Consider the following 26,719-nt stretch of genomic DNA (forward strand, 5'->3'; position numbering starts at 1 on the left):
AATAATTCTTCAAAACTACAAAATGTGAAAAAATCATGCTTGATGACATTGATCGTCGCATCTTGCGTCATTTTCAGGCTACCCCAAGCCTGACCACTGCGGAGCTGGCCGATCTGTGCCGGATCAGCGCTGGGGTCTGTTGGCGGCGGATTGAAAAGATGCAGGCGGCCGGGATCATACAAGGACAAGAGGCCATGATTGACTGGGTTGCCATGGGCTATGCGGTCGAAGTTTCGCTTCGCGTTACTCTGGACAAGACACAGGCGCGTGCCTTTGACGATTTCACCGAAGCGGCGAGAAATGTGCCGGAGGTGGTCGAGATCCAGACCTTTCTGGGTCGGGTGGACGTGCGATTGTCGGTCATTGCGAAGGATATGAACCATTACCAACTACTGTATCGCGACCGTATCCTGACCTTGCCCCATATCGCCGATATCGAGGCGCTGATGCACATCGCGCGGGTCAAAAGCGATGAGGTGTTACCTGTATGATCGAGTTGGATGAGATTGATCGACGCTTGCTGCGTGTTCTGCAACAGGACGCGACACAGAGTGCCGGTGCCTTGGGTCGCAGGTTTGGATTGTCGCAACCGGCCACCTGGCGCCGAATCCGGCGACTGGAGGAAGCAGGAGTTATCAAGGGGCGGCGCTTGCGTCTGAACGCCGACGCGTTGGGTTTCGGGGTGACGGTGTTTCTGGGTATCAAACTTGGCCGCAAAGGGCAGATCAATCTTGAGGACTTTGAGCGCGCGGTGAGTGCCATCCCCGAGGTCCAAACAGTCGAGCACGTGTTGGGCCCATATGACTATCGCCTGCGCGTTGTTGCGCGGGACCTGTCTGACTTTGAGCGCGTATTACGACGTCGAATCATGACGTTGCCCGGTGCAGGGGATGTTGAAGCAAACGTTTTGCTCAGCGAAGAACGCTTGCCTGGGCCCCTTGGCTGAAACGCCTCAGTATTTGGTGCGGATACAGTAGCCGGGATGATGTGTCATCCGGGCAAAGGTCAGCGGCTTGTCCTCTTTCCATGTGGTGCGCTCCATCTGGATCATCGATGTGCCGGTCGTCGTTCCCATGAACTCTGCCAGCTTTGCATCGGCAGAAATGGCGCAGAATGCAACTTCAGCTTCGGTGAACGGCGCGGCATTCAGTAACCATTCATGTGGGCCCTGTGCGCACAGGTCGGCATCTTCCACTTCTGGAACTGCATCGATATTGATCCAGCGTTCTTCCAATTGAAACGGTCGGTTGTCCGCGTAGTGCATACAGGTGACATGCAACACGCGCTTGTCAGGAGAAATATCTAATTGTGAAGACAGCCAGCGAGGGCTTTCTACCACGTTCCGCTCGACCAGAGCATACCGATAGGTTGCGTTCTGGCTTTCGATCGTCTGTCGTGCGAGTGAGAATTCAAGCTTGGCGTGTTTGCTGGGTTCTTTCTTGACCCGCGTTCCGCTTTTACGCTTGCGCTCGACGAACCCCTGATCGGCCAATTCCCTCAGGGCGCGGTTCACTGTGGCACGCGCGCAATTAAATTCGTCTGCCAACTGTGTTTCCGTTGGCAAAAGAGACCCTTGTGGCCAGACACGGCTTTCAATACGTCGTTTAACTTCGTCTCGAACGGACTGGAAGCTGATCCGCTTTTGTATAGTCACGGGTAGAATTATCCCTTCAAGTATAAAGTGTGTGCATCTGTTCAGAAGCAATTAGAAGTGTAAAGGGGAAGGTGACACTAGTTGGCGTCAAATGTGGTGGTGTTGGCGAGATTTGGCGCAGATTTTTACAAATCTGTGTGACATGCCGTGACGTCACTTTTTGTTGCGAAAGTACTTTACGGGCAAAGGCAAAACGATCAGGTTCTCGGAAGAGTTTTGGAAAGGATCAAGAATGCCTGCGTTGTTGGACACCGTTGACCCGAACGGACTTGAAGAGTTTTCGGTGGTATTCACCGATCGTTCGCTGAACCATATGTCCCAGAAGTTCCAGCAGGTCATGCGGGACATCTCGGACATGTTGAAGGGGGTATACAACGCAGACGGCGTTGCGGTCATTCCCGGTGGTGGTACTTATGCCATGGAAGCCGTCGCCCGTCAGTTTGCGCGGGGGACGGATGTTTTGGTGGTTCGGAACGGGTGGTTCTCGTACCGATGGAGTCAAATCATTGAAAGCGCGGCCCTGACCCAGAGTGCCACGGTTATGAAGGCGCGTCAGACAGGCAATTCCAGCCCGTCGCCGTTTGCGCCCGCACCCATTGACGAAGTTGTCGAAGCCATTCGGTCACAAAAGCCGGGTGTTGTCTTTGCCCCGCATGTCGAAACATCGGCAGGAGTCATTTTGCCGGATGATTACGTGGCCGCGCTGGCGAATGCGGCGCATGAGGTCGGAGCATTGATGGTACTGGATTGCATCGCATCCGGTTGCGCCTGGGTGGACATGAAGGCGACAGGTGTCGATGTTCTGATTTCTGCCCCGCAAAAAGGGTGGAGCGCATCGCCTTGTGCTGGCCTTGTCATGTTGTCCGAGCGTGGCGAAGCCCGGTTGCAAGAGACCAACTCCGACAGCTTTGCGGTTGATCTGAAAAAGTGGCGTCAGATTATGCAGGCGTATGAAAACGGTGGTCATGCCTATCATGCAACCATGCCCACGGACGCATTGTTGGCTTTCCGCGATACCATGGCTGAGACCAAAGACTATGGGTTCGAAAAGTTGCGCGCGGCGCAATGGGCGTTGGGAGATGGTGTGCGGGCAATGCTGAAGGACAAGGGCATCGTTTCAGTAGCTGCTGACGGTTTTGGCGCGCCCGGCGTTGTGGTCAGCTACACTTCGGACCCCGACATTCAGAGCGGCAAGAAATTTGCAGCGCTGGGGATGCAGATTGCTGCTGGCGTGCCTCTGCAATGTGATGAGCCCGAAGGGTTCAGCACCTTCCGACTGGGTCTGTTCGGGCTGGACAAGCTCTACGATGTGGATGGGACCATCGCGCGTTTGAAACGGGTGCTGGATCAGGTTCTGTAAACTGACCGGGCCTTAGCGAACGCCAAGGCCCATCTGCATCAACGTCTTGCGTACGGGCGGCAGGGAATAGAGCGCGCTCAACCCCATGGCCCGTGCACCGCGTAACGGACGCGCCTCGATCATCGAGGCGCGGTTTAATAGGTCGATGCCCTTAACCCGCATTTCGACCTCGGTATGGCGGGCCTTGTGATAAGCGTCCAGCATTTGAGCGTCGCCCAGCCCTTCGGGGCGGGCCTGTGCCAAATCCAGCAGACAGCGCAGATCACCCAAAGACATGTTCAACCCCTGAGCGCCAATCGGCGGCACCACATGCGCGGCCTCGGCCATCAAGGCAATGCGTTCGCCTGACAACCGCTCGGCAGACTGGCTGATGATGGGCCAGATCGTCCGGCGCGACGCCAGATTCAATGGGCCAAACAACCCGCAGGACCGTTCGGTCATAGCGGCCTCAAATGCTTCAGGCTCGAGGTTCAGAAGGTCGATGGCCTTCGGACCACGCTCCATCCAGACAATGGCTGAGGACGGCTGTCCCTGCCAATCGGGTAAGGGGACCAGCGTGAACGGCCCACCGGATCTGTGAATTTCAGTCGAGACGTTGTCGTGTGGAATGGGGTGGGTCACCGCAAAAGCCAGCGCTTTTTGCCCGTACCGTGTTGTGTGAACCGATATTCCCGCGGCCTCTCGCATCGGTGAATTGCGGCCATCAGCTGCAAGAACCAGTCTACACCGGACGCGGCTGCCGTCGCTCAGCCCAACGCGGGCTTCGGCGGTCCGTGTGAACAGGCTGGTTGTAGCTGTGCCGGGGCGGAAATTGACATTGGGAAGGTCTGCCAGTCGCGCCACCATTTCCCGGCGCAGCAGCCAGTTGGGCAAGTTCCAGCCAAAGGGTTGATCGGAAATGTCGGCGGCATTGAAATCACGCACAACGCGCGGTTCGGGCACGTCGCCGCCTGCATCCACGATGCGCATGATTTGCAAAGGCGCTGCGTGGGCGTCCAGACGCGCCCAAAGCCCGCACTGTTCGAGCAAACCGTGCGCAGGCTGAAGAAAGGCAGTGGTGCGCAGGTCCGATCCGTCCACATCCCGCTCAGTGATCGGAGGGGTCGGGTCCACGCAGATCACTTTAAAGCCTGCTGTTCCGAAAACCGCTGCTGCGGTCAGGCCGGCGATGCCGCCGCCGGAAATCAGGATGTCACAGCTGTCAGTCATGGCGCCTCTCATCGGTTTGGGCAGAACCTAGTTCGGTTCGACCCCAAGCGCCAAGTGACATCCTGTCCCGTGCCTCAGCCCCGAGAAATCAGGACGAGAATCAAAAACATCACCGGCACCATCATCAGGGCAGGAATGAAGAGACCGGGCAGGCCGAACAACATGATGGAACAGCCCCACATGCTGAAAATCGCACCGGCGGTGTAATACAGATCTTCTGCCTTGCCATTGACCGCATCGCGGGCCAGCCATCCGAATACAGGGATTGCAAAGAAAAGGCGCTGCCAAATCGGCAGGCGGCCGGTCATCTCGATCGCGGTCATTGAGGTCTCCATCTGTTCGTCGCTGACGTGCATATAGGGACGAGGATGCAGGTGCAGAATGTGCGGATCGTCGCAGTGTGACAGCCTATCGCAGGCGAGCCAGAAAAGCGGTCAAATCGTCCGTGTGATGGTGGATGTGATCTGCGTCATGCGGGTCAGGCGCCACGTGCACTGTGCGCATTCCCATCTCGTGCGGAGCCGCCAGATTGCGTGGATCATCCTCGAACATGGCGGCTTTTTCAGCTTGGATACCATCCTGGGCAAAGATGGCCTCAAAGGCTGCTTTTTCGGGCTTGGGCCGATAGCCTGCATGCTCAACGCCATAGATTGCATCGAACAACCCGGAAAGGCCGCGCGCGTTCAGCACGCGTTCAGCGTAAGGGGCGCTGCCATTGGTGTAGACAATGCGCCGCCCAGGCAGGGCGCGTATGTGATCGGCCAGGTCTTCATCTGGGTCCATATGGCTCATGTCCACCTGATGGACTGCGTGCAGATACGGGTCGGGGTCCAGATCATGTTCGGCCATCAAACCGGCCAGCGTGGTGCCGTATTCGCGCCAGTAATGCGCCCGCAAACGGTCCGCCTCGGCTTGATCCACACCTATGGCCCGCATGACATAATCCGTCATTAGCACCTCGATCTGATCGAACAGACGCATGTGTGGCGGGTACAGGGTGTTGTCCAGATCGAACACCCACTGTGTGACATGAGAAAAAGCCGGTTTGACCATAAGCAGGGTGTAGGGCGCGGGCGCAGTGTTTTCAATGCTCTACTTGATCGTTCCCCCTTTGGACGGATAGACATGTCCGAACGAGGAGATAATGAACCCCATGAGCCAGACCCGATCCCCAACCAAGGATGCCTATAGCCTGATACTCGAAGCTATCGACGTGGGTGTCTACAAACCCGGTGATCGTCTGGTGGAAAGCGAGCTGGCCGAACGGTTCGGAGTGTCACGCACGCCGATCCGCGAAGCATTGCAGCGGCTCGAGACACAGTCACTGTTGGAACGGGACGGTCGGTCGCTGATCGTGGCGTCGCTGGATCACAACCAGATGGCCGAGCTTTACATCGTACGTCGGGAACTGGAGGGGTTGGCTGCAAGCCTTGCGGCCAAACATGCGACCGAAGAAGAGATCAAAGTTCTGCAGGAGATGGTCGTCGAAGATGACAAGCTGATTGATGACCCATCGGCATTGTCGCGTGCAAACCGGCGCTTCCACGAACAGATCCATCTGGCGTCTCATAATCGCTATCTGGTGCAGCAACTTGATCTTGTGCATCGCACAATGGCGTTGATGGCTACCACCTCTCTGGCGGTGCAGGGGCGTGGTGAAATCGCCCAAAGTGAGCATAAGGGCATTGTCGAAGCCATTGCCGCAAGGGATGAAGAGGCAGCGGCTCGAGCGCTGAAGGATCATATATCGATCGCGTTCATGACGCGCCTGAAACAGGACGCAAGCCTGCGCGACAAATAAGTATCAGGCCAGCGGCTGATCTTCGCTGGCTTGCCCATGTTGGGTTTTGTCCCAGAAGAATGGATTCGTTGCCAGCTCCCACAGAGCTTTGTAGGCTGCGACCACGCCCAAGGGGTAGTACAAAGCCATGGTGGGAACCCAGGGCAACAAAAAACGCCGCTCTCGTGCCGAAACGGCAAGACAGCCAACGCAGATATTCAACGCCTCAGTCGTCAAAAACAACAGCACCAGCGCCGTAGTCAGATTCTGTGGCAAAACGGGTGCCAGCGGATTAGAAAGCCCCAACGTTGAGAGCCAGAATACCCACAGAACAGGGGCCAGCAAAAACTGACCCAGCGTGCCTAGGAAAAACGCCTGAAGCCCCAAAAACTGCGCGGCGCCCAGATCGCGCAATAGTCTTTTTGATGAGCGCATGTGCACAAGATACGTCACCATAAAGCCCTTGAGCCAGCGTGAGCGCTGTTTCACCCAAGGCCAGGCGCGAAAATTTGCCTCTTCATAAGTCGTGGTGTCCACCAGTTCGGTCCGGTATCCGGCCCGGCACAGCCTAACACCAAGATCAGCATCTTCGGTCACGTTGTGGGCATCCCAGCCGCCCAATTCCAACAGCTTGTCTCGACGGAAGAAAAACGTTGTCCCACCCAACGGGACGACAAGCCCCAAGCGCGCAATGCCCGGAAGGATGATACGGAACCAGCTGTTGTATTCGATGGTAAAGCAGCGGGAACGCCAGTTGGTGCGTGGGTTGTAGTAATCCAGACTGCCTTGAAGACACACGACCTCGGGCGGAGCCTGGGAAAAATGCGCGACGACCCGTTCGATCTGATCCGGCTGCGGTGCGTCTTCGGCGTCCCAGACACCCACATAGTCGCCGCGGCAAAAGTCCAAGGCATAGTTCATGGCGCGCGGCTTGGTGGTCAGCCCGTCCAATTCTGGCACCTCGACAATCCGCATCCAGCTGGGCAGGTCAATCTTCGCCAAAGTTGCGCGCGTGACCTCATCTTTTTCTTCCAGCACCAAGATAACGTCCAAGAGCGCCTTGGGGTAGGTCAGGCGTTTGAGCCGTTGGACAAGCGCATTCGCAATCTCGCGCTCTTTGTAAAGGGGAACCATGATCGAAACGCAGGGTTGTCGCAGGGTGACAGCTGCATCAGACGCTTCTGGCTTCTGACGAAAGCTGTGGCGCAAATAGGCAAAAGTACCGGCAAGGCGAAGAACAGCAAAGAGAATTAAAGTTCCCACAGCCGCGGCAAGCAGGGTCGCCAACCCAAACCAAGGGAAAGCAAAAAACAACGCAATAATTCCAAGCGCTGAAACAGACGGTATGATACGCGACCCAATCGTCCAGTTTCGGCAACTCTGATCCGCATCAACCCGTGTTTCTGCAGCCTCGGCCAAAGGGCGCGAAAACTGTCGGGCAATAGCGCGGTCGATCTGATCAGAAGCCGCAAGAACTGGAATGATCGTGTAGTCGCAATCCCGCATGTTGTTTGTGACAGCTGGAAACCGATCCGGACGCGCTGTCGCAACCAACAGAAGCGGGCCCACGCGCATCCACGGAATGACGTTGTGTTTCAACCAAAAGCCAACTGGTTTCAGGTCGCACAGCCCCGGCATGGGCGGGATCTGTTCCAAGTTCGCAATATGCCAGCCGGACTGGACAGACAGGGCATGCAAGATGTCTTGCCGGGTGGCAAATCCTTCACCCACCAAAATTTCGCCCAAAGGCGCGTTTTGCTGGGATTGCAAATGCAAGGCGTGGTCGAGTTCCGACTGCGTCAGAGTTTCGGCTTCTACCAGACAGGTGCCCAGCGGTTTTCGAAATCCGGGAGCGGGGATCGGAGAAGCGGCTGTGAAATTTTGGAGATTAAGCTCAACCATAAAAAGAACCTTGGCACAGTTACCCGTGCTCAGGATTGTTCGATCAAGGTTAACGTGCCGTTAAAACTGCAAAGCTTGAGAGTTATGCGCTCTGTTTTTTCTTTTCCATGGCGTCAGCGAAACGCTCGAACAGATAGAAACTGTCCTGAGGCCCGGGGGATGCTTCCGGGTGATACTGCACCGAATAAACGGGCCGATCTGTCATGCGAATCCCGCAGTTCGACCCGTCAAACAAAGATTGGTGGGTTTCCACAACGCCATCGGGCAGAGACTGAGCATCAACCGCAAAGCCGTGGTTCATCGAAGTAATCTCAACCTTGCCGGTATCCAGATCCTTGACCGGATGGTTGGCGCCGTGGTGGCCGTGGTTCATCTTGACTGTCTGACCGCCCAAGGCCAGTGCCAGCATTTGGTGGCCGAGGCAGATGCCGAAAACAGGCAGATCGGTGGTCTCCAGAACCTCTTTGATCATGGGCACAGCGTATTCTCCGGTCGCCGCGGGATCGCCGGGGCCATTCGACAGGAACACTCCATCAGGCTGATGGGCAAGCACCTCGGCGGCAGTGGCTGTTGCGGGCAGTACCGTTACATCACATCCAGCTGACGCAAGACAACGCAGGATGTTGCGCTTTGCACCATAATCGACGGCCACGACCTTGTGCACCGGGGCTTCCTGACGCTGATACCCGTCAGGCCAGGCCCAACGCATTTCGTCCCAGCGATAGCTTTGAGCACAGGTCACATCCTTGGCCAGATCCATGCCCTCCAGACCGGCAAACCCACGGGCGGCTGCAACCAGTGCCTCGATGTCGAAATTGCCTTCGGGGTCATGGGCCAAAGCAACATGAGGTGCGCCTTGTTGACGGATAGCACGTGTTAAACGGCGGGTGTCGACGCCGCCGATCGCGATCCGTCCGCGACGGGCCAACCAGCCTTTTAGCTCCTCGGCCGAACGCCAGTTCGAGGGCTCGGTCGGATCCCATTTTACAACCATGCCTGCAGCAACCGGGTCGCCGGTTTCATCATCTTCGGGGTTCACGCCGACATTGCCGATATGCGGGAAGGTGAACGTCACGATCTGACCGGCGTATGACGGATCTGTCATGATTTCCTGATAGCCTGTCATGGCTGTGTTAAAGCACAGCTCGGCCACAGTCTGCCCGGTGGCGCCAAAGCCATTGCCATAAAACAATGTACCATCGGCCAATGCCAGACATGCGGTGGGCTTGGACGGGGCGTTCTGGGCCATGGCGCGACTCTCCTTCAAGGTAAACCGGCGCATACCTAAGGGGGTTAGGCGCGTGGGTCAAGCCTGTTCAAATTTTTGGCTATTGTTGTTTTTCAAAGGCTTAGATGTAATGCTTCCTGTTGTATCAGGCTTTTTGTTTAGATATGGTCGGGGTTCCGTTGTCATGGGGATGGACAAACCAAATGGACATGCGATCACGGGTGAACACAGCCCTGAAGCAAGCAATGAAAGACAAAGCGGCCGAGCGTCTGTCGACGTTGCGGTTGATCAACGCGGCCATCAAGGACCGTGACATCGCCGCCCGCGCCTTGGACAATGAAGAGGCCAAGGGCTGCGGCGATGCTGAGGTACTTGAAATCCTTGGTAAAATGACAAAGCAACGCAAAGAAAGCGCCCGTGCCTATGAAGAAGGCGGCCGTTTGGATTTGGCCGAACGCGAGATGCAGGAAGTTGCGGTCATCGAGGAATTTCTGCCCAAGCAGCTGGATGATGACGAGGTGTCAAAGGCGATTCAGACTGCGATCACCGCAACCGGAGCCGGATCCATCCGAGACATGGGCAAAGTCATGGGCGAGTTGAAAACTCGTTACACCGGACAGATGGATTTTGGCAAAGTTGGCCCGATGGTCAAAGATCACCTTTGCGCAGCGTCAAACGGCAACTGCTGAAATAACAAAATGAACGATGACCTACTGCGCGACCCGTTCGCGCAGTCTTGTGCTTAGTTCGTCATAAAGCGTTATCCGCTCATCTTCCGATAAAAACGAACCGATCTCGACCTCCCGCCCATCACCGACAAGCGTGACATAGTGAGGGACGGGTCCACCTTTCTCGTGCATTTCTGTCCTCGCCCAAAAGCGGTTGCAGGACCATTCCTGTTGGTCTTTGCCGGGTGTGTAATGCACCAGATGCGCTTGCGTATCAGACAGCGTCAGAACCTCGAAAACGCTGCGTGCGCGATAGTTGGTCTGAATGGCCAGCCAAAGGCCAAACACCGTGATCAGAAGAAAGGGTAACAGCCCCCACAGAACCACAGACCCCAGCATGGCCAGCAACGGTATCAGGCCAAACAGGAACACCGAAAGTATGGTGATCATAGCTCCGCGCGGAGGCAGAGAGTTATGCGGCCAAAGGCGCAGCTCTTGTTCCGTTTCGGATGTCTGATTCCATGTATACGGCATATCGCGAACATAGCGCAGGACTGTCTTGTGTCGACGGGTTTTGACTAGATGACGTGACCGACACGCGCCCAGGACAGGGCATCGTCCAAACGGTCATCTCCCCAGAACACTTCTTGGCGGACGACAAAACTTGGGGCGCCGAATACGCCCAGCTTCATAGCTGTTTCTGTTTCGGCTTCAAGCGCTGCGGTGACGTCATCACTGCGCGCCCGTCCCAGCGCCAACCTGGGGTCTTGCTGGCATCGTAAAAGAGCTTCGGACAAGGCGTTCTCGCTTCCGGCTTCAATCCCTTCTTCGAACCAGATACGGTACAGCGCCTGGGTAAAGGATTTACCCCAACCTTCAATCATTCCCAGCACGGCGACCTGATTGGCCAGAGCTAGGTCTGAGACAGGGTAGGGCGCAGGCAGGTTGGCGTGAATGTGGTACTTGGCGCAGCGGCGTTCGATATCGCGCCACATATAGGCCGATTTGACCGGCTTTCCGGCAAACGGAACGTTCTGTTGGGTCGACATCACGGTACGTACGTTAAACGGCCGCCAGTTCACTGTGGCGTCATGTTCGGCGCACCACTCGTCCAGACGCATCACGGTTAGGTAGCTATAAGTACTGCCGATCGAGTACCAAAAGTCGATTTCAGGCATAGACGACCCTCCGGCTGTCTTGCACTGATATAATACCCGATTTTGTCCTGATTGGCGAACGTCGGGTCCGCGCAAAGAAAAACCCCGCCACTTGGGCGGGGTTTCTTTGGATCGGAATGGGATCAGTGCGCGTGGCCTTTGTCCCAGTCTTCCTGCTTTGGCAGTTGCTCGAACGTGTGTTCGGGCGGTGGCGATGGCAGGGTCCACTCCAGTGTGTCGGCGTATTCGTTCCATGGGTTCGGACGGGTCTCTTTTGCGCCACGGAACAAAGCGTAGAACACGATGCCGAAGAACAGCAGGAACGAAGCGAACGAGATGAACGCGCCAATTGACGATACGAAGTTCCACTGAGCGAACGCTTCGGGGTAGTCAATATAGCGGCGCGGCATGCCTTGACGGCCCAGGAAGTGCTGCGGGAAGAAGGTCAGGTTAGCGCCAATGAAGAACATCCAGAAGTGAACCTTGCCCCAGAACTCCGAATATTGACGGCCTGTCATCTTCGAGAAGTAGAAGTACACGCCAGCGAAGATTGCGAAGACGGCACCCAAGCTCATCACATAGTGGAAGTGTGCCACCACGTAGTAGGTGTCATGATAAGCACGGTCGACACCGGCCTGCGACAGAACCACACCGGTCACACCACCAACGGTGAACAGGAACAGGAAGCCGAAGGCAAACAGCATCGGAGTTTTGAACTCGATAGAGCCGCCCCACATGGTCGCAATCCACGAGAAGACCTTAACGCCAGTCGGAACAGCAATAACCATCGTTGCCAGCATGAAATAGGCCTGCTGACGCAGCGACATGCCAACGGTGTACATGTGGTGCGCCCACACGACGAAGCCCAGAACACCGATCGCGATGATCGCCCAAACCATCGGCAGGTAGCCAAAGATTGGCTTGCGCGCGAAGGTTGCGATCACGTGGCTAATGATGCCGAAACCGGGCAGGATCACGATGTACACTTCCGGGTGGCCGAAGAACCAAAGGATGTGCTGATACAGGATCGGGTCGCCGCCACCAGCCGGATCAAAGAAGGTGAAGCCAAAATTGCGGTCCATCAGCAACATGGTGATCGCGCCTGCCAGAACCGGCAGCGAAAGCAGAATCAGCCACGAGGTGACGAAGATCGACCAGCTGAACAGCGGCACCTTGAACAGGGTCATGCCCGGGGCACGCATGTTCAGGAAGGTTGTGATCATGTTGATCGCACCGAGGATCGAGGAGGCGCCCGATACGTGCACGGCGAAGATCGCAAGGTCCATGGACATGCCGCCCTCGGTCGTGGACAGCGGCGGGTACAGAACCCAGCCTACGCCTGAACCAAGCTGGTCGTTACCACCGGGGCTGAGCAGCGAGGCCACACCCAGCGAAGTACCGGCGACGTAAAGCCAGAAGGACAGGTTGTTCATCCGCGGGAACGCCATATCCGGCGCGCCGATCTGCAACGGCATGAAATAGTTGCCAAATCCGCCGAAAAGCGCCGGGATGACCACGAAGAACATCATCAGAACACCGTGGTAGGTGATCATAACGTTCCACAGATGGCCGTTGGGGGTACATGGGTCGGCCATGAAGCCTTCCAGGCACATGTACTGAACACCGGGGTGCATCAGTTCAAGCCGCATGTATACGGTCATCGCTACCGAGATCAGACCGGCCAGGGCCGAAACGATCAGGTACAGAATCCCGATGTCCTTGTGGTTGGTCGACATGAACCAGCGCTGGAAAAAGCTGCGCTCGTCTTCATGGTCGTGACCATGAATGGCTGCGTCTGCCATTATAGGTGCCTCCTGTTGCAACTGCACCGCGCAGTCGGACCTCTCCAACGCGCGGGATTCCTGCTGGTTTTAGATTGCGAAGAGAGCACCTTCAATGGCCGAGTTTGATCTGGATCAAGATTAATTGTCGCGGGCAGGGGTCTGCCGCGCCATTTTTGTATCTCGAACAGCGCCTATCTGGGTATGTCTGCCCGGTTTTCAAGCCGCAGATGGTGGCCCGCAAGGGCGTTTGGCAGAGTTCCGCCTTGACCGTCATGGGCAGGCGTCTCAGAACTACGCCAACACCTGCAATCCGGAGACCTGATATGGCTGACTACGATCCCGACAACATCTTTGCCAAAATCCTGCGCAATGAGATCCCCTCGACCCGCGTGTTCGAGGATGATGAGACGTTGGCCTTCATGGATATCATGCCGCGTTCGGACGGTCATTTGCTGGTGATACCCAAATCGCCGTGCCGCAATGTGCTGGACGCCACGCCCGAGCAACTGGTTGCCGTGATGAAGACGGTGCAGAAAATGGCACAAGCAGCGAAGGCGGCATTTGATGCAGACGGAGTGACGATCCAACAGTTCAACGAAGCCGCAGGCGGGCAGGAAGTTTTCCACCTGCACTTCCATGTCCTGCCGCGTCATGAAGACGTGTCGATGCGCCCGCCCGGAAAGATGGGTGATTTCGACCAGATCGCGCAGCACGCCGAAAAGATCAAAGCCGCATTGTAAAGCTGAGTTTTAGTTATCCGCCGTAACGAATTTCGGACCTACACCCCATCAAAGGGCGCGGCGTTTACACGTATATCAATCAGGGTAAAGAGAATTGCCGTTCCGATTTGGGGTCGGAACGGCAGACTCGTAACCAAACACTTCTCGGATTTCGAGGGCGAGCCCTGGATCACCGGTTAACATACCACTCACTCTTGATTGGCAGTTTCATACTACTCGTTAACGGCCCCTTTGTATCTAATTGAGTTAAATAATGTCTAAAAAAAACGATAAACCCGGCTTAAACACGGTTAATTGCTTTAGGCGTCGGAAACAGAGCTAACCGCTTGAGCGTATTGTTTTGAAGCTCGCATGATATCACCGATTCGCTTTGCTGAGATACTGGGTGACTCACCCGTCATTCGAACCAAAGACATCCACAAATGTCTTCTCTAATGCGGCATCAAGATCAGCCATGGTCACAGGAAGCCCCAGATCGACCAGAGAGGTCACGCCGTATTCGCTGATCCCGCAGGGGACGATTCCCGAGAAATGCTCCAAATCGGGTTCGACGTTGACCGAGATGCCGTGAAAGCTGACCCATTTGCGCAGGCGCAGACCAATGGCTGCGATCTTGTCTTCCGCTGGCTTGCCCGTCACCGTGAGCGGCTTGTCGTCCCGCCGAACCCAAACTCCAACGCGTCCGTCGCGGATCTCGCCGTGTACATTGAATTCAGCCAGGGCCGAGATCACCCAGGTTTCCAATTGCTTTACAAACTGGCGCACATCCCGTCCGCGTTTGTTGAGATCCAGCATGACATAAGCCACACGCTGACCCGGTCCGTGATAGGTGTATTCACCGCCACGTTTGCTTTCATAGACCGGAAACCGATCAGGATCGGTTAGGTCTTCGATCTTGGCTGAGGTGCCGGCAGTATACAGGGGCGGATGCTCCAGCATCCAAACGCATTCTTCAGCGTTGCCGCGTGCGATTTCGGCAACGCGGGCCTCCATGAAGGCCACGGCGTCGTCATAGCTGGTCAGACCATCGGTGATTTTCCATTCCATGCCGGCCTCATATCCGTCCAAAGGGGTCAGGGAAAGGGGTCAGGCGGCCTCAGACAGACATCGTTGTAAGACTTGGGCATAGGTTTCGCTCCCTTGTGCCCCAGTCAGCAGGTATTTTCCGCCAAACACCATGGACGGCACGCCGGAAATACCCCGGCTGGTCCAGAATTGCTGTTTCTCGCGCACGGGGCCCGTGTGTTGGCCACTCTCAAGCGCTTGCCGAGCAGCTTCCGCATCAAGCCCGACTGATCGAACGGCATCCAGCAAAACCTCGGAGTCCGAGACGTCCTTCTGCTGGGTAAAATACGCATCAAACAGAGCAAGCTTCAGCGGGTGTTGCCGACCTTGCCCTTCTGCCCAATCCAGCAACTGATGTGCGGCAAACGTATTTACCATCCGGCTTTCGTCGCCGAAGTTAAACGTAAACCCCAACTCTGCGCCAATCGAAGTGAGTCTGTCCCGCGCTTGCTGGCTTTGTTCGGCGGTGGTTCCGTATTTCTCCATGATATGCTCGCGCAGGTTTTGACCTTCGGGTGGCATATTCGGGTTCAGTTCGAACGGATGCCAGCGCAGCCGGGCCAAAACACCCATTTGCTGCAATGCTGTGTCCAATTGTTTAAAGCCAACAATGCACCACGGGCAAACCACGTCTGAAACGATGTCGATCTGTACAATAGGGCGGTTCTCGGTTGAGGTCATTTGCGGTTCCTGTCAGATCGGATGTGTGGTGATCATTCAGCTAGATAGGTCTGCTTCCGAGTAATTTAAACCAGAGCGTTTTTGCCTCTTCACATCGTGCGCGCCAACGTCTATACGCCGCTCTACCAAGTCACAGGCAGTGCGGTCGTGGCGGAATTGGTAGACGCGCAGCGTTGAGGTCGCTGTGGGGTAACACCCGTGGAAGTTCGAGTCTTCTCGACCGCACCAAACTCACGAAACACGTCAGTCCGATAATTAATCCGTCGGCTAAACTATCCTTGTTGGATGGTTTCCTTGGGATGTTTCGCGTGATGATCCGAACATCAGATATTAGGCGTGGTGTTAATTGGGCGTAGAACTTTCCTTGGCCGTCTGCTTTGTCTAAGGCGCTTGCTGCGCGCATTGCGGGCCGCAAAGAGTCCTTGTTGGTTCAATGCAAGTATGACAGGATGAAAGGGTGATCTGGATGGAAACTGATCAAGTTGGCGAGGTCAAATTTCGGGATACGGCGCTAAGATTTCACATCTCTAATCCCCGTGATCATATCCAGCGTCGACATCTTTCTGGCCATCTGTACGAGTTGGAAGAACTGCTTCTCATCGAGAAGTATTTCCCGGCCGGGGGCGTTTTTTGTGATATCGGATCAAACGTCGGAAACCATTCCGTTTTCGTTGGGAAATTTCTGAATCCTTCCAAAATTGTGCCATTCGAACCGAACCCGGTTGCGTGCGACATCCTCAAAAAAAACATCGCATTAAATGAACTCGAGTCAGTGTCGGACTTGTCCTGTGTAGAGTTCGGCGTGTCTGATGAAGACACGGTTGGCAACGCAATTGACTACCCGGACAACAACCTGGGCGCTGGCCGGGTGACTTCTCAAAGCGACGATGCAGGTATCCGTCTTCGTCCTGGCGACGACATGATGCCAGAGAAGGTCGATTTTATTAAAATCGATGTGGAGGGAATGGAGTTAAACGTTCTCAGGGGGTTGCGGGAAACTCTCTCGACAAGCCGCCCGGATATTCTGGTTGAAGTTCTTCAAGATACTTACGAGGACGCGCTTGAATTTCTGCATTCGCACGGGTACCGCGTTTTGCATTCGATACGACGGTATGGTGTCAACCTTAACCTTTTGGCGCGCCCGCAAGAACGTGTTCTGTACGGTGAAGGTGCATGGGCAGATAGTGCTGCCACGCAAGCTTTGAGCAAACAGATCCAGCCAGAACACAAAAAACGGACGATGTTCGTGTTTCGCACTCATAAGTGGACCGAGAACGAAGCCCGGCTTTATTCTATCTGGAAGAAAGCGGCTCCGGGACCTGTCTGTATTGTATATGATGCCACAAATTCTGCGCCGCCTGATTTACCCGATGAACAGGTTTTAAGCGTCGACCAGACCTGGATTGAAGAAAATCAGCTGCTCGACATAAACAAGGTTGGTTGGCGGTTTGGTGACTACGCGCTGTATCGAGCGATGCAGGCCGCGCCTGACATTGATTACTTTCTGATTTCTGACAACGATCTGCTTCCGAACTGGCCGGACCTGAGGGACTTTTTTGCCGAGCTTGAGGCCTGTGACCGGGACTTGCTGACATCTGTACTGGTCGGAGCAGGGCCGCGTCGAATGGCGTCGATGCAGCATGAGATGTTTGATCAGTTTTCTCAAAAGATGTCCTGTCGTTTCGGGATATTGCGGGCAAGCCGCCGACTTGTGGAAAGTGCTCACGAATTCCGCAAGAAATATGCAGACGCAATGCGGCAAAAACCGATGCGGCCGTTTGCAAATGATGAAGCGCTGTTTGCTACGCTGGCGAGCAATCTAAAAGGTTATAGCGCTTCGACATTTGACGATGCCTTGCCAGGCGGTGTCACAAACTTGCTGTTGCGTGACGCCCAAAGCCCTGTTCCGATTGAAGGCGTTGAATACCGTACCATCGCGCGCACATTTGCTCATCCGGTCACCATCGGCTGAACCGTCAGCGTGCTTAATGCTTCGTACCCAATCAGTGTGAAGCTGTGTAAAAACTTCACTGCGCCGGGGCGGGCAGTTCTTTTCGTGCGATCTGAATGGTGGAGGCCAAGTAGATCGACGCTTGAGCGGTTGCTCTGGCGCTCTTGAAAAGGGCTGTTGGGGGACGTAACAAAACCAAGCGCTTAGTTGGATCTGCGCTCGGTCGCAGCAAGCTAAATCGTACCGAGGTTTTGCGGTCAACAGTCACGGGATAATGAAAATGAGACTTGTCGTATCCACGATGAAAGACGAAGGGCCGTTTATTCTTGAGTGGATCGCTTACTATCTCTCGATCGGTTTTACGCATTTTATAGTTAACTCGAATGATTGTTCGGATGGGACGGATGCCATCCTGAAAAGGTGCGAAGAGCTTGGGTTCCTGGCGCATATTGATAATCCGGCTCCGTGGAAATTCGGACCTCAGGCATCGGCCTATGCCAACGCAATGCAACATCCCTGGTCGTCCGAGGCCGAGTGGATTCTCGTGTGTGACGTAGACGAGTTTCTGGATGTCCGTATCGGGGACGGTACGCTGGACGACTTGTTTCGCGCTTTGCCACATGCTGATGGGTTTGCGGCACTGTGGCAGATGTTCGGGCACAACGGGATTGTTGAATTCGAGGACCGGTTCGTTGTTGAGCAGTTCACGCGTGCGGGCGAGCTGGGGATGGTCATGCCGCAGAATGTGCGCGCATTTAAGTCTTTGACCCGCAACAACGGGTCCTATCACGCGATCAATACACACCGCCCGCGCGGTCCTGTTCGGGGCAAGGCCGAAAATTTTGCATGGGTGGATGGTGACGGAGATCCTCTGCCGCCTGCCATGCGTCGGCGAGGCTGGGCGTACACGACAACAGGAGCAGCCTTTGGGACCACGTTGTTCCGAATGAACCACTATGCCGTCAGATCTATCGAAAGCTATTTGATGAAACGGCTTCGAGGGGATGTGAACACAACGGCTTTTCATCCAAAAATGGAAGCGACTGGGCGAGCCTACTGGCACATGCATTGCTTCAATGTGGTCGAAGAGCGGTCGATCCTGACAAAGCTGAGCCGCCTACGTGAGTTTCACACACTTTTGTATGAAGACAACGTATTGAGAGACCTTCATGAAAACGCAGTGAAGTTTCACAAGTCCAAGATTGCCACGATCCGTGAAACAGAAGCTGCCAAGGGCTTTGTTCAGAGGTATCGGAACTTTCGCAGCGGGCAGTATCTAAAAGCTCTGGATCTTGGTGTTCTGGAAGAAGCAAATGCTTCATTTGACATTGAGATTTACAAAGACCCAGCGGTTAGTTTTGCTCAGGTCGCCAAGTGGAACCGGATTGGTCAAATGGCAATTGCCGGAAACGCCAAGTCGATGAATTATCCGTGGTTTGTTCGCCTGGATTCCCTGGAAACGCCTTTGGATTTTGAACAAGCGGCAGCAGAACATTCCAAGATCACAGATCCAAAGCAGGTCGATCTACCGTTTGATCCCAAAGATACTGATTTGTTGCCGTCGCCCGCCAAAGAAGTCGAGCGAACGGCGAAGCAACGTCAGAAATTCCTCAATTCGATCAGCGGCAAGAAGTCTTGGGTGCTGATTGGTCAGGTCGAAACAGAAATCGTGCAGGAAATCCTGGATTTGGGAACTGTGGCGCAACTGACAATTATTGCGCCTTGGGGCTTGTCATGGAACGGGTTTGCTTGTGTGGACACAACGCAAGACGCTGATTTGCAGGCGCTTGACCGTGCATTTTATGCATTTCTCGAGTATTTCCGCGAACCCATTCTGTCGGGAAAGCTGCGTGTATACCGGGCGATGCCAGCCTTGATGCTGAAACTGTTCGAGGATCAAAGCGTTGGCGTCGTGATCATTCGCGGCGTCCGGGCAGAGCGTGTGATGCTGCAGCTACTGAGGCGAATAGACAGGGTTTTGGCACCAGGTGGAAGCATTGCTTTTACGTCTTATAGACGTGGCAAAGGTTCGTACTCGGGCATGTCCGCAGCAATTAACAGGTTTCTTGCGGGCAACGCTGCCAGCTATAGGATCACCAGCCTGGAACCACCGTGGCTTGGGATCGACAAATTACCTCCGCTCAATAAAGAATAAGCCAAGCTTCTGGCTCTTGCGCGGCTGACATGGTAGCGATCAAAAAAAGAATAAGGCTGGATGGACGCTGTTCGGTAGTGCCCGCCGCATAAGCAGAACGAGGTTGAGATGGCAAACGAACCCCAAATCATCGGTGCCGTGCCGGGGCATAAGGAAAAGCCTAAAGCCGACAAGGTTACCAAGCGCAAGAATACCAAGGAAGCGATCCGCCGCACGTTCTTGTCGCGCCTTCCCAAAGGGGGCGTAGCGGTTGAGATCGGTGTTTGGCGGGGTGAGTTCTCTCCGACCATTCTGAAACTGCTTGAGCCCAGTCAGCTGTTTCTTATCGATCCGTGGAAACACATCGGGGAAGAGTCGCACACCACTGCGTTTGTCGGCCGAACCGAAGATGAAAAGATGGAGGCCATCTTCCAGAAGGTGGTCAAATCTTTTGAAAAAGAGATCGAAGAAGGCAAGGTTGGCATTATCCGAGACTTTTCTGTCCCTGCGCTCGAATTGTTCGATGACGAAAGCATTTCGTTTGCCTATGTCGATGGCGACCACTCCTATGAAGGCGTGACTGCCGACCTCGTGGCGCTGTTTCCCAAGATCAAGCCCGGCGGGATCATGGCCTTTGACGATTACCACCGTCGCGGATGGTGGGGTGACGGCGTGATCCGTGCGGTGAATGAGTTTCTGGGCAAACATCCACGTGCCCTGCGTATCCGGGCTATTGCCGGCGCTCAGATCGCCATCGAAAAGATTGTGCCGCAGGATGACAGTAAAGGGCAAACTGACTAAGCGGTAGGATCGAGTGACAACGATGGTCAAGCCTGAAAAAATTCTCATCACTGCGATGAAGAACGAAGGGCCCTATATTTTGGAATGGGTCGCCCATCACAAGGTGTTGGGGTTCGACAGAATAATCGTCTACACAAATGACTGTACGGACGGCACAAACCAAATACTGCGCCGTTTACAAGACTTGGGCCATGTCGAGTTTCACAAAAATCGCGTTGGAACAGGCGGTATTCATCGTTCCGCCCTTAGGCAGGCGCGCCGTTTGCCAGTGGTGAAAAACGCCAAATGGATTCACGTGGGCGATGCGGATGAATTTCTGAATATCCACGTTGGTAATCACAAAGTTGATGATCTGATCGAAGCAACGCCCGGTGTCGACGTCATCTCGATCCCGTGGAAGATTTTTTCCAACAACGGTCGACATGTGTTGCGCGATATGCCCATCACGCAGCAGTTCTTTGATGGTGAGTTGGACTATGAACAGGGCGGGGCCGGGCGCCGATTTGTAAAATCCATGTTTCGACAGGGCGATGTGTATCTACGCTATGGATTGCACAACCCTCATCCCAGAGCCGAGTTTCAGGCGGCCGTCTTCAGGTCGGTCCCAGGTGGCCACGCAAAGGAACCGGCACCCTTCGGCAATCACGTCGCACCTCCGTTTGGTTTCGAAGTCGCGCAAATCAACCATTATGCGGTTCGGTCCACCCAGGCTTATCTGGCCAAGCGCAGCCGGGGCAGGGCGAACCACTCGTCTCAGACCCTTGGAACGGACTATTGGGATCGCTGGAACCGAGGTGGTGCGCAGGACGCAACGATCTTGCGATACAAGGATGAGGTAGACGCCGTGTTGGAAGAGTTCCGCGCAGATGACCGACTCAAACGGTTACACAGAAAATCGTTCCGTTGGCATAAGGCACTGATTAACGATCTTCTGAAGCAACCTGACTATCATGAACTGTACCAGAAACTGCTCGCCAAACCGGCTGTGGAATTCGTCAAGAAGGACCGTACTGTGCGGGAACGACTTTCAGCAGAGCCCATTCCTGTGCCCGATGAACATCGATCAGAATCCTAACAGACCCCCCTCGGAGAATATTGAAATGGCTGCGGATCGCTCTCTGCCGACGATTGGGATGCTCTGGATGGAAGGGCGTCTGAGTTTTCTGGAACAGATGTGCATGTTGTCCTTTGTCGAACAAGGGCACAGAGTGGTTCTGTTTCACTACGGGCAGGTGGAAAACGTGCCTTCTGGTGTCGAATTGGTATCTGCCAACGAGGTGCATGAGCCGAAACAGTTCATTATGAACAATCAATTCAAAACACCTGTACCGCAATCTGACATTTTCAGACTTCAGTTGATGAAAAAGACGGACTTCCTGTGGTGTGACACGGATGTTGTGGCGCTGGCTTCGATCCCAAAAATAGATCATATCTTTGGCTATTACAACCGAGACACGATTTGCAATGCTGTGATGCGGCTGCCAGCCGACAGTCCGGCGCTAGACGCGTATATCGACTACAGCAAGGACCCGTACCCCATCCGCCCTTGGGTTGAAGGAGAAGAACGGGAAGAGCTGGAGCGCATGAAGAGTGCTGGAGAGTTGCCGCACGCTTCAGATCAGGAACACAGTGTTTACGGTCCGGGCGTTATGACCTGGTATCTGCGTCAACACGATGAGTTGAAGCATGCCAGCCCAATCCCCGTGTTTTATCCGCTACCGTTCCGTCAGGCAGGGCAAGCCAACGACATTCACGTTCGAGAATTCAGAGAGACCTATATCAAGGAAAATACTCTTGCCGTGCATTTGTGGGGCCGCCGAATGCGGTGGTGGATCGCCAATGGGATCAAACGGCATTCCTTCCTCGACAGGCGCCTGCGGAACTTAGGCATCCGCGCCAGCGATGCGCCTTTGCCGCGCCATGGCAGAAAAGGACCCAAGCCGATCGAGTTTCCGGCAAATTTGCCTGGGCTTCGCGCAACAACCGAAGATATTCGAAAGGCTACGGGTGGGGCAATGTCAACGGCCTTGCTGTCCGACCGGGAAGACTATCTGAAGGCAGCACAGGCCGAGTTGGACAAGATCACTGCTGGCAATCTCTTTGGTGTAAACGACCCACCGCCTCAGGGGTTTTTGCGAGGCTGGGATCACTACCGCAGCGATGCAGCGCGGCTGAATGCGCTCGCGTTGGCTATGTTCAATTTCGCCGAAAGCCATCGCCATCTACCCGATCTCTGTGACCCAAGCACATTTATGGAAAAGCTGTTGGTCATGAAGCTTTTGGGGGCTGTCCCACAAGCGTTCATCGCCGACAACGACATGGCTTTTGAAAGGCTGCCGGATCGCCTGACCGTGCCTAAGCGAGTGTGGCATGCACATGTTCCGGGCTTGCCGGACAAGCTTGAATGCGAGCCTGGGCAGTATAGCCTGAAAGGCTCAGCCAGCGCATCGCACCAGATTTCTCTGTCGCTTCCAATGGACGATGCTAAGCGTAATGAGGCGAACGCTCAGATGGCGGCGTGGCACAAGACCAAAACGCCAGAAGGTTTTTGGACCGGTGATTGGTGGCGCGTTACCAGCAAGCCATCCTATTGGATCGAACAAGATCAGACTGTTGGTGAACAGTCTGTCACTGAATGGCAGTTCTGGGTAATTGCCGGGCGCGTGACTTTGGTGCAGGTAGATCGAGACAGCGCGCGCGGACGCATTCAGATGTTACACGACCGCGAATACAATTATCTGGCCCATGAGCTTTTTTTCCCTAGCAGTTCGGATACAGAGCCGCAGCCTGCGCAATTCAATGACATGATTCAGATCGCTGAAACCCTGGCAAAAGATGTCGAATTCGCCAGAATAAACTTGTGCTTGGTCGGGGAAAAGATCTGCTTGCGCGAAGTTGCTTTGTCTCCAACTGCGGGAAAGCAGAAGATACGCTCAGATGCGCTGGATCAGCAATTGGGCGCTGCATGGGTCGGAACATCTTTGTTTCCAAACGCCAGTTAGCCTGCGTTAAAGATCCAGTAGGCGGATCAAATGTTGCTCAGGCTCATTCAACAGCAATCTCTTGGCGCAGCTTTCCGGTCGTTTTGTCAAAGATCAGAACACGGTTGTCATCCGTGACAACTGCATACCAGTTAGAGCCGATGGTCAGCGCCTGGGCCTTCGCGCCGTCCGGCAACTCGATCTGATCCGGAAGGGTGGGGGTGCGGTCCGATAGGCGGATGACAATCAGGGCGAATGTCACTAGAACCCCGCCAATCATCACCGCGGTCAACAACATGACCATCCGCCGCAGCAATCGCAGATGCGGTGTTTCCTGCGGTTCTTGGGGTTCGGAAGGGACAGTCATGGGCACCCGCCAGATTGAGTTTCAGATCGCGGCTGATCCGCCGTCACGCCTTGATAAGGCGCTTTCGAGGGATGTGCCAGACGGTGAAAACCTGTCGCGCACCAGGTTGGCGCGTCTGATCGAAGAGGGTGCGGTTCAGATCGACGGGCGCGAAGCACGTGACCCTAAGGCAAAAGTCTCGGAAGGAGCACATATTACCATCGTCGTGGCCGAGGCCGAAGACAGCCATATCGGCCCCGAAGACATCCCGCTTGAGGTTGTCTTTGAAGATGCGGACGTAATCGTTGTGAACAAGCCCGCAGGCATGGTCGTGCATCCCGCGCCGGGTTCGCCAAGCGGCACTCTGGTGAACGCGTTGCTGCACCATTGCGGGGATGATCTGTCAGGTGTTGGTGGGGTAAAACGTCCGGGCATCGTGCATCGGATCGACAAGGAAACCAGTGGCCTTTTGGTGGTGGCAAAATCGGACGCTGCACACCACGGCCTGGCCGAGCAATTCGCAGCCCATAGTGTCGAACGGTATTACCGCGCCGTGTGCTACGGAGTGCCGGACGCAAACGATCCACGTTTGCGCGGTGTCAAAGGCGTCAGTTTCGAACCCGGCAACATCATGCGCGTGACCACGCAGCTTGCGCGGCACAAGACAGACCGTCAGAGGCAGGCGGTTCTGTTTCACGGGGGGCGCCACGCAGTAACGCGTGCACGGGTTGTTGAGAGTTTTGGTACACCCGCAGGGCTGGCCTTGATCGAATGCTGGCTGGAAACCGGACGCACCCATCAGATCCGTGTGCATATGGCTCATGCAGGGCATGGGCTGGTCGGAGACCCAGTTTACGGCGGCAAGCGCAAGCTGTCTGCCAAGGCGTTTTCGCTTTCGGCTGCTGAATCTGTCCGCGATTTCCCGCGTCAGGCCCTTCATGCAGCGGTTTTGGGCTTCGAACACCCGGTGACCGGCGAAAACCTGCGGTTCGAGGCTGACCTGCCGCAAGATATGAAATCCCTGATTGCAGGGCTGCGCAAACCAGTGTCACAATAAGCAAAGTCCCGTGAGAAACAGTTTCTTATCTTCCCTTAACAGAAGTTTAATTTCAGACTGATAACAGCACCTCTTGAATAGGCAGGGTTCCTTACCCATATCCTATGTTAAAGACTTAAACATTTGTCGGAGGGACATCATAATGGCAAACTACGCAAATCTCCCCGCACCGACGCCCGAGGGCGGCCTGAATCGCTATATGCAGGAAATCCGCAAGTTTCCCCTGCTGGAGCCGGAAGAAGAATACATGCTGGCCAAGCGCTGGGTCGAAGAGCAGGACACCGAATCCGCGCATAAGATGGTGACATCTCACCTGCGTCTGGCAGCCAAGATCGCCATGGGCTATCGCGGCTATGGCCTGCCGCAGGCCGAAGTGATTTCCGAGGCAAATGTGGGCCTGATGCAAGCGGTCAAACGGTTTGATCCTGAAAAAGGCTTCCGGCTGGCGACCTATGCCATGTGGTGGATTCGCGCCTCGATTCAGGAATATATCCTGCGGTCGTGGTCATTGGTGAAGCTGGGTACAACCTCGGCTCAGAAAAAGCTGTTCTTCAACCTGCGCAAGGCCAAGGCCCGTATCGGCGCTTTGGAGGAAGGCGACCTGCGTCCTGAAAACGTCAAGCAGATCGCCAATGATCTGGGTGTGACCGAAGAGGAAGTCATCAGCATGAACCGCCGTATGTCCGGTGGGGATGCGTCGCTGAACGCGACCGTTGGGTCCGAAGGCGAGGGCACGATGCAATGGCAGGATTGGCTGGAAGATGAAGATGCCGATCAGGCGGGTGACTATGAGGCGCGCGATGAACTGGAAGCACGCCGCGAGTTGCTGACCGCTGCTCTGGATGTGCTGAACGATCGGGAAAAGGACATCCTGACTCAGCGCCGGTTGATGGATCAGCCGGTGACACTGGAAGAGTTGAGCACGCAGTATAACGTCAGCCGCGAACGTATCCGTCAGATCGAGGTGCGCGCGTTTGAGAAACTGCAAAAGAAAATGCGAGACCTTGCCCGTGAAAAAGGCATGCTGGGCGTCAGCTGACCTACACACCAGCCCGCAATCTCTGCGGGCTGGTTTCGTTTTACCCCTTTGAAAAATCGTTGTGTACCGTTGATCGTTGTGACCGGATCGACCCGTGAATTGACTCGTGAACGTCAAAAGCGGCAGAGAGGTCATACAGAAACGGATGGAGGGCGCGATGCAAAAACCTGTTCAGTTTGGCGTTTTGGGGGCCGCGAAATTCGCGCGGGAATATATGGCGCCAGCGATCCATTCCGCCTACGGCGCGCAGTTGGCGGCCCTGGCGACCTCTGACGCGGCAAAGGCGGATCCTTTTCTGTCTTTTTGCCCTGACCTCCAAGTTCACAACAGTTACGACGCGTTGTTGGCGGACCCAGGGATAGACGCAATCTACATCCCTCTGCCCAATCATTTGCACGTCGAATGGAGCCTGAAGGCCCTTGACGCTGGTAAGCACGTGCTATGCGAAAAGCCGATGACTATGCGCGCAGATGAGTTCGACGCGTTGATCGCCAAACGCGATCAAACCGGCCTGCTTGTGGCCGAAGCTTACATGATCGTGCATCACCCCCAATGGCAATTGGCCCGTGATCTGATCGCGGATGGGGCCATCGGGAATTTGGTGCATGTGACCGGTGCGTTCAGTTTTGACAATCGGGCGGATACCGGGAACATCCGTAACCGCGCTGAAACCGGCGGCGGCGGTTTGCGGGATATCGGCGTCTATGTGATCGGCGGTGCACGCTTTGCCACCAGGGAAGAGCCCGTGTCCGTACAATCTGCAATCCGTTGGCAGGATGACATCGATGTCTTTACGGAAATCCGGGCCCAGTTCCCGGGGTTCACCTATTCCGCCTACGTATCCATTCGCGCGCACCCTCATCAGGAAATGGTGTTCCATGGCGAGCAGGGCCTGATCCGCCTGACAACCCCTTTCAATGCCCGAGTGTTCGGCGAGGCACGAGTCGAACTGCATCGTCCAGGGCTAGAGGTTCAGATCACCCGTTTCCCCGGTGCGGACCACTACAAACTACAGGTCGAGGCGTTCTGCCGTTCGGTCCGCGAAGGGGTGGACTATCCCTGTCCACTGGAGTTTTCGCGCAGCACGCAAGAGATGATCGACCGCGTATTTGTCGGCGCAGAGCCGCTGTAACTTGCTAAGCGGCTCAAGCACCGGCTATCGTATCCTCCTGTGTTTCAGGA

26 protein-coding genes and 1 tRNA gene are annotated in these 26,719 nt (G+C 55.2%); 15 read left to right on the plus strand and 12 right to left on the minus strand.

Features of this window, described 5'->3' with window-relative positions; genetic code table 11:
• The first annotated feature begins 35 nt into the window (after nucleotides 1-35).
• Both GOV91_RS00340 and GOV91_RS00345 read left to right on the plus strand, forming a co-directional pair.
• The gene (locus GOV91_RS00340; protein ID WP_171234043.1) at nucleotides 36-491 is read left to right on the plus strand and encodes an Lrp/AsnC family transcriptional regulator; all 456 of its coding nucleotides are present in this window, start codon (nucleotides 36-38) and stop codon (nucleotides 489-491) included.
• Entirely contained in the window at nucleotides 488-946 is a 459-nt protein-coding gene (locus tag GOV91_RS00345; RefSeq protein ID WP_171234044.1) for an Lrp/AsnC family transcriptional regulator, read from the plus strand. The genes GOV91_RS00340 and GOV91_RS00345 overlap by 4 nt, the downstream gene beginning before the upstream one ends.
• A 6-nt stretch (nucleotides 947-952) precedes the next feature.
• On the opposite strand, the gene GOV91_RS00350 is transcribed toward GOV91_RS00345, so the two are convergent.
• The gene (locus GOV91_RS00350) at nucleotides 953-1,654 is read right to left on the minus strand and encodes a GntR family transcriptional regulator (RefSeq protein WP_171234045.1); all 702 of its coding nucleotides are present in this window, start codon (nucleotides 1,652-1,654) and stop codon (nucleotides 953-955) included.
• Nucleotides 1,655-1,886: 232 nt separating this feature from the next.
• On the opposite strand from GOV91_RS00350, the gene GOV91_RS00355 reads away from it, so the two are divergent.
• Complete coding sequence (locus GOV91_RS00355) at nucleotides 1,887-3,014, plus strand: aminotransferase class V-fold PLP-dependent enzyme (protein ID WP_171234046.1); 1,128 nt, start codon at nucleotides 1,887-1,889, stop codon at nucleotides 3,012-3,014.
• A gap of 12 nt (nucleotides 3,015-3,026) precedes the next feature.
• Here the strand turns inward: GOV91_RS00355 and GOV91_RS00360 are convergent, their stop codons facing one another.
• The 3 genes from GOV91_RS00360 to GOV91_RS00370 all read right to left on the minus strand — a co-directional run bounded on the left by GOV91_RS00360 (nucleotide 3,027) and on the right by GOV91_RS00370 (nucleotide 5,276).
• Nucleotides 3,027-4,223, minus strand: a complete 1,197-nt coding sequence (locus tag GOV91_RS00360; protein WP_171234047.1) for a UbiH/UbiF family hydroxylase — start codon at nucleotides 4,221-4,223, stop codon at nucleotides 3,027-3,029.
• Nucleotides 4,224-4,297: 74 nt separating this feature from the next.
• The gene (locus GOV91_RS00365; protein WP_171091130.1) at nucleotides 4,298-4,546 is read right to left on the minus strand and encodes a hypothetical protein; all 249 of its coding nucleotides are present in this window, start codon (nucleotides 4,544-4,546) and stop codon (nucleotides 4,298-4,300) included.
• Between the two features lie 85 nt (nucleotides 4,547-4,631).
• A complete protein-coding gene (locus GOV91_RS00370; RefSeq protein ID WP_171234048.1) occupies nucleotides 4,632-5,276 on the minus strand; it encodes a pyrimidine 5'-nucleotidase in 645 nt (214 codons plus the stop codon).
• A 100-nt stretch (nucleotides 5,277-5,376) separates the two neighbouring features.
• Here GOV91_RS00370 and GOV91_RS00375 point away from each other — a divergent pair, with 100 nt between their 5' ends.
• Nucleotides 5,377-6,024, plus strand: coding sequence for a GntR family transcriptional regulator (locus tag GOV91_RS00375; protein ID WP_171174686.1), 648 nt, complete (start codon nucleotides 5,377-5,379; stop codon nucleotides 6,022-6,024).
• Between the two features lie 3 nt (nucleotides 6,025-6,027).
• Here GOV91_RS00375 and GOV91_RS00380 read toward each other — a convergent pair whose 3' ends face one another.
• Nucleotides 6,028-7,905, minus strand: a complete 1,878-nt coding sequence (locus GOV91_RS00380) for a glycosyltransferase family 2 protein (protein WP_171234049.1) — start codon at nucleotides 7,903-7,905, stop codon at nucleotides 6,028-6,030.
• Between the two features lie 82 nt (nucleotides 7,906-7,987).
• The gene (gene carA, locus GOV91_RS00385) at nucleotides 7,988-9,154 is read right to left on the minus strand and encodes a glutamine-hydrolyzing carbamoyl-phosphate synthase small subunit (protein WP_171234050.1); all 1,167 of its coding nucleotides are present in this window, start codon (nucleotides 9,152-9,154) and stop codon (nucleotides 7,988-7,990) included.
• A 182-nt stretch (nucleotides 9,155-9,336) separates the two neighbouring features.
• On the opposite strand from carA, the gene GOV91_RS00390 reads away from it, so the two are divergent.
• Nucleotides 9,337-9,822, plus strand: coding sequence for a GatB/YqeY domain-containing protein (locus GOV91_RS00390; RefSeq protein WP_171174673.1), 486 nt, complete (start codon nucleotides 9,337-9,339; stop codon nucleotides 9,820-9,822).
• A 21-nt stretch (nucleotides 9,823-9,843) separates the two neighbouring features.
• On the opposite strand, the gene GOV91_RS00395 is transcribed toward GOV91_RS00390, so the two are convergent.
• The 3 genes from GOV91_RS00395 to ctaD form a co-directional block, all read right to left on the minus strand.
• Nucleotides 9,844-10,335: a DUF2244 domain-containing protein gene (locus GOV91_RS00395; protein WP_171234051.1), complete on the minus strand. Its 492-nt coding sequence runs from the start codon at nucleotides 10,333-10,335 to the stop codon at nucleotides 9,844-9,846.
• A 44-nt stretch (nucleotides 10,336-10,379) separates the two neighbouring features.
• Entirely contained in the window at nucleotides 10,380-10,979 is a 600-nt protein-coding gene (locus GOV91_RS00400) for a 2-hydroxychromene-2-carboxylate isomerase (RefSeq protein WP_171234052.1), read from the minus strand.
• 122 nt (nucleotides 10,980-11,101) lie between these two features.
• Nucleotides 11,102-12,760, minus strand: coding sequence for a cytochrome c oxidase subunit I (ctaD, locus tag GOV91_RS00405; protein ID WP_171089416.1), 1,659 nt, complete (start codon nucleotides 12,758-12,760; stop codon nucleotides 11,102-11,104).
• A gap of 305 nt (nucleotides 12,761-13,065) precedes the next feature.
• Here ctaD and GOV91_RS00410 point away from each other — a divergent pair, with 305 nt between their 5' ends.
• Nucleotides 13,066-13,482 carry an HIT family protein gene (locus tag GOV91_RS00410; protein WP_171174666.1) on the plus strand — a complete coding sequence of 139 codons (417 nt, stop codon included), beginning with the start codon at nucleotides 13,066-13,068 and terminating at the stop codon, nucleotides 13,480-13,482.
• A gap of 390 nt (nucleotides 13,483-13,872) precedes the next feature.
• Here the strand turns inward: GOV91_RS00410 and lipB are convergent, their stop codons facing one another.
• Nucleotides 13,873-14,529, minus strand: a complete 657-nt coding sequence (gene lipB / locus GOV91_RS00415) for a lipoyl(octanoyl) transferase LipB (protein ID WP_171234053.1) — start codon at nucleotides 14,527-14,529, stop codon at nucleotides 13,873-13,875.
• Nucleotides 14,530-14,568: 39 nt separating this feature from the next.
• Nucleotides 14,569-15,228, minus strand: a complete 660-nt coding sequence (locus GOV91_RS00420; RefSeq protein ID WP_171234054.1) for a DsbA family oxidoreductase — start codon at nucleotides 15,226-15,228, stop codon at nucleotides 14,569-14,571.
• A gap of 141 nt (nucleotides 15,229-15,369) precedes the next feature.
• On the opposite strand from GOV91_RS00420, the gene GOV91_RS00425 reads away from it, so the two are divergent.
• The 6 genes from GOV91_RS00425 to GOV91_RS00450 all read left to right on the plus strand — a co-directional run bounded on the left by GOV91_RS00425 (nucleotide 15,370) and on the right by GOV91_RS00450 (nucleotide 23,116).
• Nucleotides 15,370-15,456 (plus strand) — tRNA-Leu (locus tag GOV91_RS00425).
• A 238-nt stretch (nucleotides 15,457-15,694) separates the two neighbouring features.
• Nucleotides 15,695-17,200 (plus strand): FkbM family methyltransferase, encoded by a 1,506-nt coding sequence (locus GOV91_RS00430; RefSeq protein ID WP_171234055.1) that lies wholly within the window; start codon nucleotides 15,695-15,697, stop codon nucleotides 17,198-17,200.
• 259 nt (nucleotides 17,201-17,459) lie between these two features.
• Nucleotides 17,460-19,334 (plus strand): glycosyltransferase family 2 protein, encoded by a 1,875-nt coding sequence (locus GOV91_RS00435; RefSeq protein WP_171234056.1) that lies wholly within the window; start codon nucleotides 17,460-17,462, stop codon nucleotides 19,332-19,334.
• A gap of 108 nt (nucleotides 19,335-19,442) precedes the next feature.
• On the plus strand, nucleotides 19,443-20,114 hold the full coding sequence (locus GOV91_RS00440; protein ID WP_171234057.1) for a class I SAM-dependent methyltransferase: 672 nt from the start codon (nucleotides 19,443-19,445) through the stop codon (nucleotides 20,112-20,114).
• A gap of 22 nt (nucleotides 20,115-20,136) precedes the next feature.
• On the plus strand, nucleotides 20,137-21,189 hold the full coding sequence (locus GOV91_RS00445; protein WP_245223145.1) for a glycosyltransferase family 2 protein: 1,053 nt from the start codon (nucleotides 20,137-20,139) through the stop codon (nucleotides 21,187-21,189).
• A 25-nt stretch (nucleotides 21,190-21,214) separates the two neighbouring features.
• Complete coding sequence (locus GOV91_RS00450) at nucleotides 21,215-23,116, plus strand: ATP-grasp fold amidoligase family protein (RefSeq protein ID WP_171234058.1); 1,902 nt, start codon at nucleotides 21,215-21,217, stop codon at nucleotides 23,114-23,116.
• Between the two features lie 43 nt (nucleotides 23,117-23,159).
• Here GOV91_RS00450 and GOV91_RS00455 read toward each other — a convergent pair whose 3' ends face one another.
• Nucleotides 23,160-23,462 (minus strand): DUF6476 family protein, encoded by a 303-nt coding sequence (locus GOV91_RS00455; RefSeq protein WP_171234059.1) that lies wholly within the window; start codon nucleotides 23,460-23,462, stop codon nucleotides 23,160-23,162.
• On the opposite strand from GOV91_RS00455, the gene GOV91_RS00460 reads away from it, so the two are divergent.
• From GOV91_RS00460 to GOV91_RS00470, 3 genes are all read left to right on the plus strand, one after another.
• Nucleotides 23,461-24,498, plus strand: coding sequence for an RluA family pseudouridine synthase (locus GOV91_RS00460; protein WP_171234060.1), 1,038 nt, complete (start codon nucleotides 23,461-23,463; stop codon nucleotides 24,496-24,498). The genes GOV91_RS00455 and GOV91_RS00460 overlap by 2 nt on opposite strands.
• Nucleotides 24,499-24,640: 142 nt before the next feature.
• Nucleotides 24,641-25,537: an RNA polymerase sigma factor RpoH gene (rpoH, locus tag GOV91_RS00465; RefSeq protein ID WP_171234061.1), complete on the plus strand. Its 897-nt coding sequence runs from the start codon at nucleotides 24,641-24,643 to the stop codon at nucleotides 25,535-25,537.
• Between the two features lie 157 nt (nucleotides 25,538-25,694).
• The gene (locus tag GOV91_RS00470) at nucleotides 25,695-26,669 is read left to right on the plus strand and encodes a Gfo/Idh/MocA family protein (RefSeq protein WP_171234062.1); all 975 of its coding nucleotides are present in this window, start codon (nucleotides 25,695-25,697) and stop codon (nucleotides 26,667-26,669) included.
• Nucleotides 26,670-26,719: the final 50 nt, after the last annotated feature.

It is taken from the genome of Ruegeria sp. HKCCA6837 (assembly GCF_013034475.1).
Taxonomy (GTDB): domain Bacteria; phylum Pseudomonadota; class Alphaproteobacteria; order Rhodobacterales; family Rhodobacteraceae; genus Ruegeria.

Excerpts from the sequence above, each read along its gene's own strand:
- lipB (WP_171234053.1), bottom strand. The coding sequence starts at position 14,529 with ATGGAATGGAAAATCACCGATGGTCTGACCAGCTATGACGACGCCGTG.
- GOV91_RS00440 (WP_171234057.1), top strand. The coding sequence starts at position 19,443 with ATGGCAAACGAACCCCAAATCATCGGTGCCGTGCCGGGGCATAAGGAA.
- GOV91_RS00470 (WP_171234062.1), top strand. The coding sequence starts at position 25,695 with ATGCAAAAACCTGTTCAGTTTGGCGTTTTGGGGGCCGCGAAATTCGCG.
- GOV91_RS00435 (WP_171234056.1), top strand. The coding sequence starts at position 17,460 with ATGAGACTTGTCGTATCCACGATGAAAGACGAAGGGCCGTTTATTCTT.
- GOV91_RS00455 (WP_171234059.1), bottom strand. The coding sequence starts at position 23,462 with ATGACTGTCCCTTCCGAACCCCAAGAACCGCAGGAAACACCGCATCTG.
- GOV91_RS00400 (WP_171234052.1), bottom strand. The coding sequence starts at position 10,979 with ATGCCTGAAATCGACTTTTGGTACTCGATCGGCAGTACTTATAGCTAC.
- GOV91_RS00355 (WP_171234046.1), top strand. The coding sequence starts at position 1,887 with ATGCCTGCGTTGTTGGACACCGTTGACCCGAACGGACTTGAAGAGTTT.
- GOV91_RS00430 (WP_171234055.1), top strand. The coding sequence starts at position 15,695 with ATGGAAACTGATCAAGTTGGCGAGGTCAAATTTCGGGATACGGCGCTA.
- GOV91_RS00370 (WP_171234048.1), bottom strand. The coding sequence starts at position 5,276 with ATGGTCAAACCGGCTTTTTCTCATGTCACACAGTGGGTGTTCGATCTG.
- GOV91_RS00365 (WP_171091130.1), bottom strand. The coding sequence starts at position 4,546 with ATGACCGCGATCGAGATGACCGGCCGCCTGCCGATTTGGCAGCGCCTT.
- GOV91_RS00450 (WP_171234058.1), top strand. The coding sequence starts at position 21,215 with ATGGCTGCGGATCGCTCTCTGCCGACGATTGGGATGCTCTGGATGGAA.
- GOV91_RS00345 (WP_171234044.1), top strand. The coding sequence starts at position 488 with ATGATCGAGTTGGATGAGATTGATCGACGCTTGCTGCGTGTTCTGCAA.
- GOV91_RS00390 (WP_171174673.1), top strand. The coding sequence starts at position 9,337 with ATGGACATGCGATCACGGGTGAACACAGCCCTGAAGCAAGCAATGAAA.
- GOV91_RS00375 (WP_171174686.1), top strand. The coding sequence starts at position 5,377 with ATGAGCCAGACCCGATCCCCAACCAAGGATGCCTATAGCCTGATACTC.
- GOV91_RS00340 (WP_171234043.1), top strand. The coding sequence starts at position 36 with ATGCTTGATGACATTGATCGTCGCATCTTGCGTCATTTTCAGGCTACC.
- GOV91_RS00395 (WP_171234051.1), bottom strand. The coding sequence starts at position 10,335 with ATGCCGTATACATGGAATCAGACATCCGAAACGGAACAAGAGCTGCGC.
- carA (WP_171234050.1), bottom strand. The coding sequence starts at position 9,154 with ATGGCCCAGAACGCCCCGTCCAAGCCCACCGCATGTCTGGCATTGGCC.
- GOV91_RS00410 (WP_171174666.1), top strand. The coding sequence starts at position 13,066 with ATGGCTGACTACGATCCCGACAACATCTTTGCCAAAATCCTGCGCAAT.
- GOV91_RS00360 (WP_171234047.1), bottom strand. The coding sequence starts at position 4,223 with ATGACTGACAGCTGTGACATCCTGATTTCCGGCGGCGGCATCGCCGGC.
- rpoH (WP_171234061.1), top strand. The coding sequence starts at position 24,641 with ATGGCAAACTACGCAAATCTCCCCGCACCGACGCCCGAGGGCGGCCTG.
- GOV91_RS00380 (WP_171234049.1), bottom strand. The coding sequence starts at position 7,905 with ATGGTTGAGCTTAATCTCCAAAATTTCACAGCCGCTTCTCCGATCCCC.
- GOV91_RS00420 (WP_171234054.1), bottom strand. The coding sequence starts at position 15,228 with ATGACCTCAACCGAGAACCGCCCTATTGTACAGATCGACATCGTTTCA.
- GOV91_RS00460 (WP_171234060.1), top strand. The coding sequence starts at position 23,461 with ATGGGCACCCGCCAGATTGAGTTTCAGATCGCGGCTGATCCGCCGTCA.
- GOV91_RS00445 (WP_245223145.1), top strand. The coding sequence starts at position 20,137 with ATGGTCAAGCCTGAAAAAATTCTCATCACTGCGATGAAGAACGAAGGG.
- ctaD (WP_171089416.1), bottom strand. The coding sequence starts at position 12,760 with ATGGCAGACGCAGCCATTCATGGTCACGACCATGAAGACGAGCGCAGC.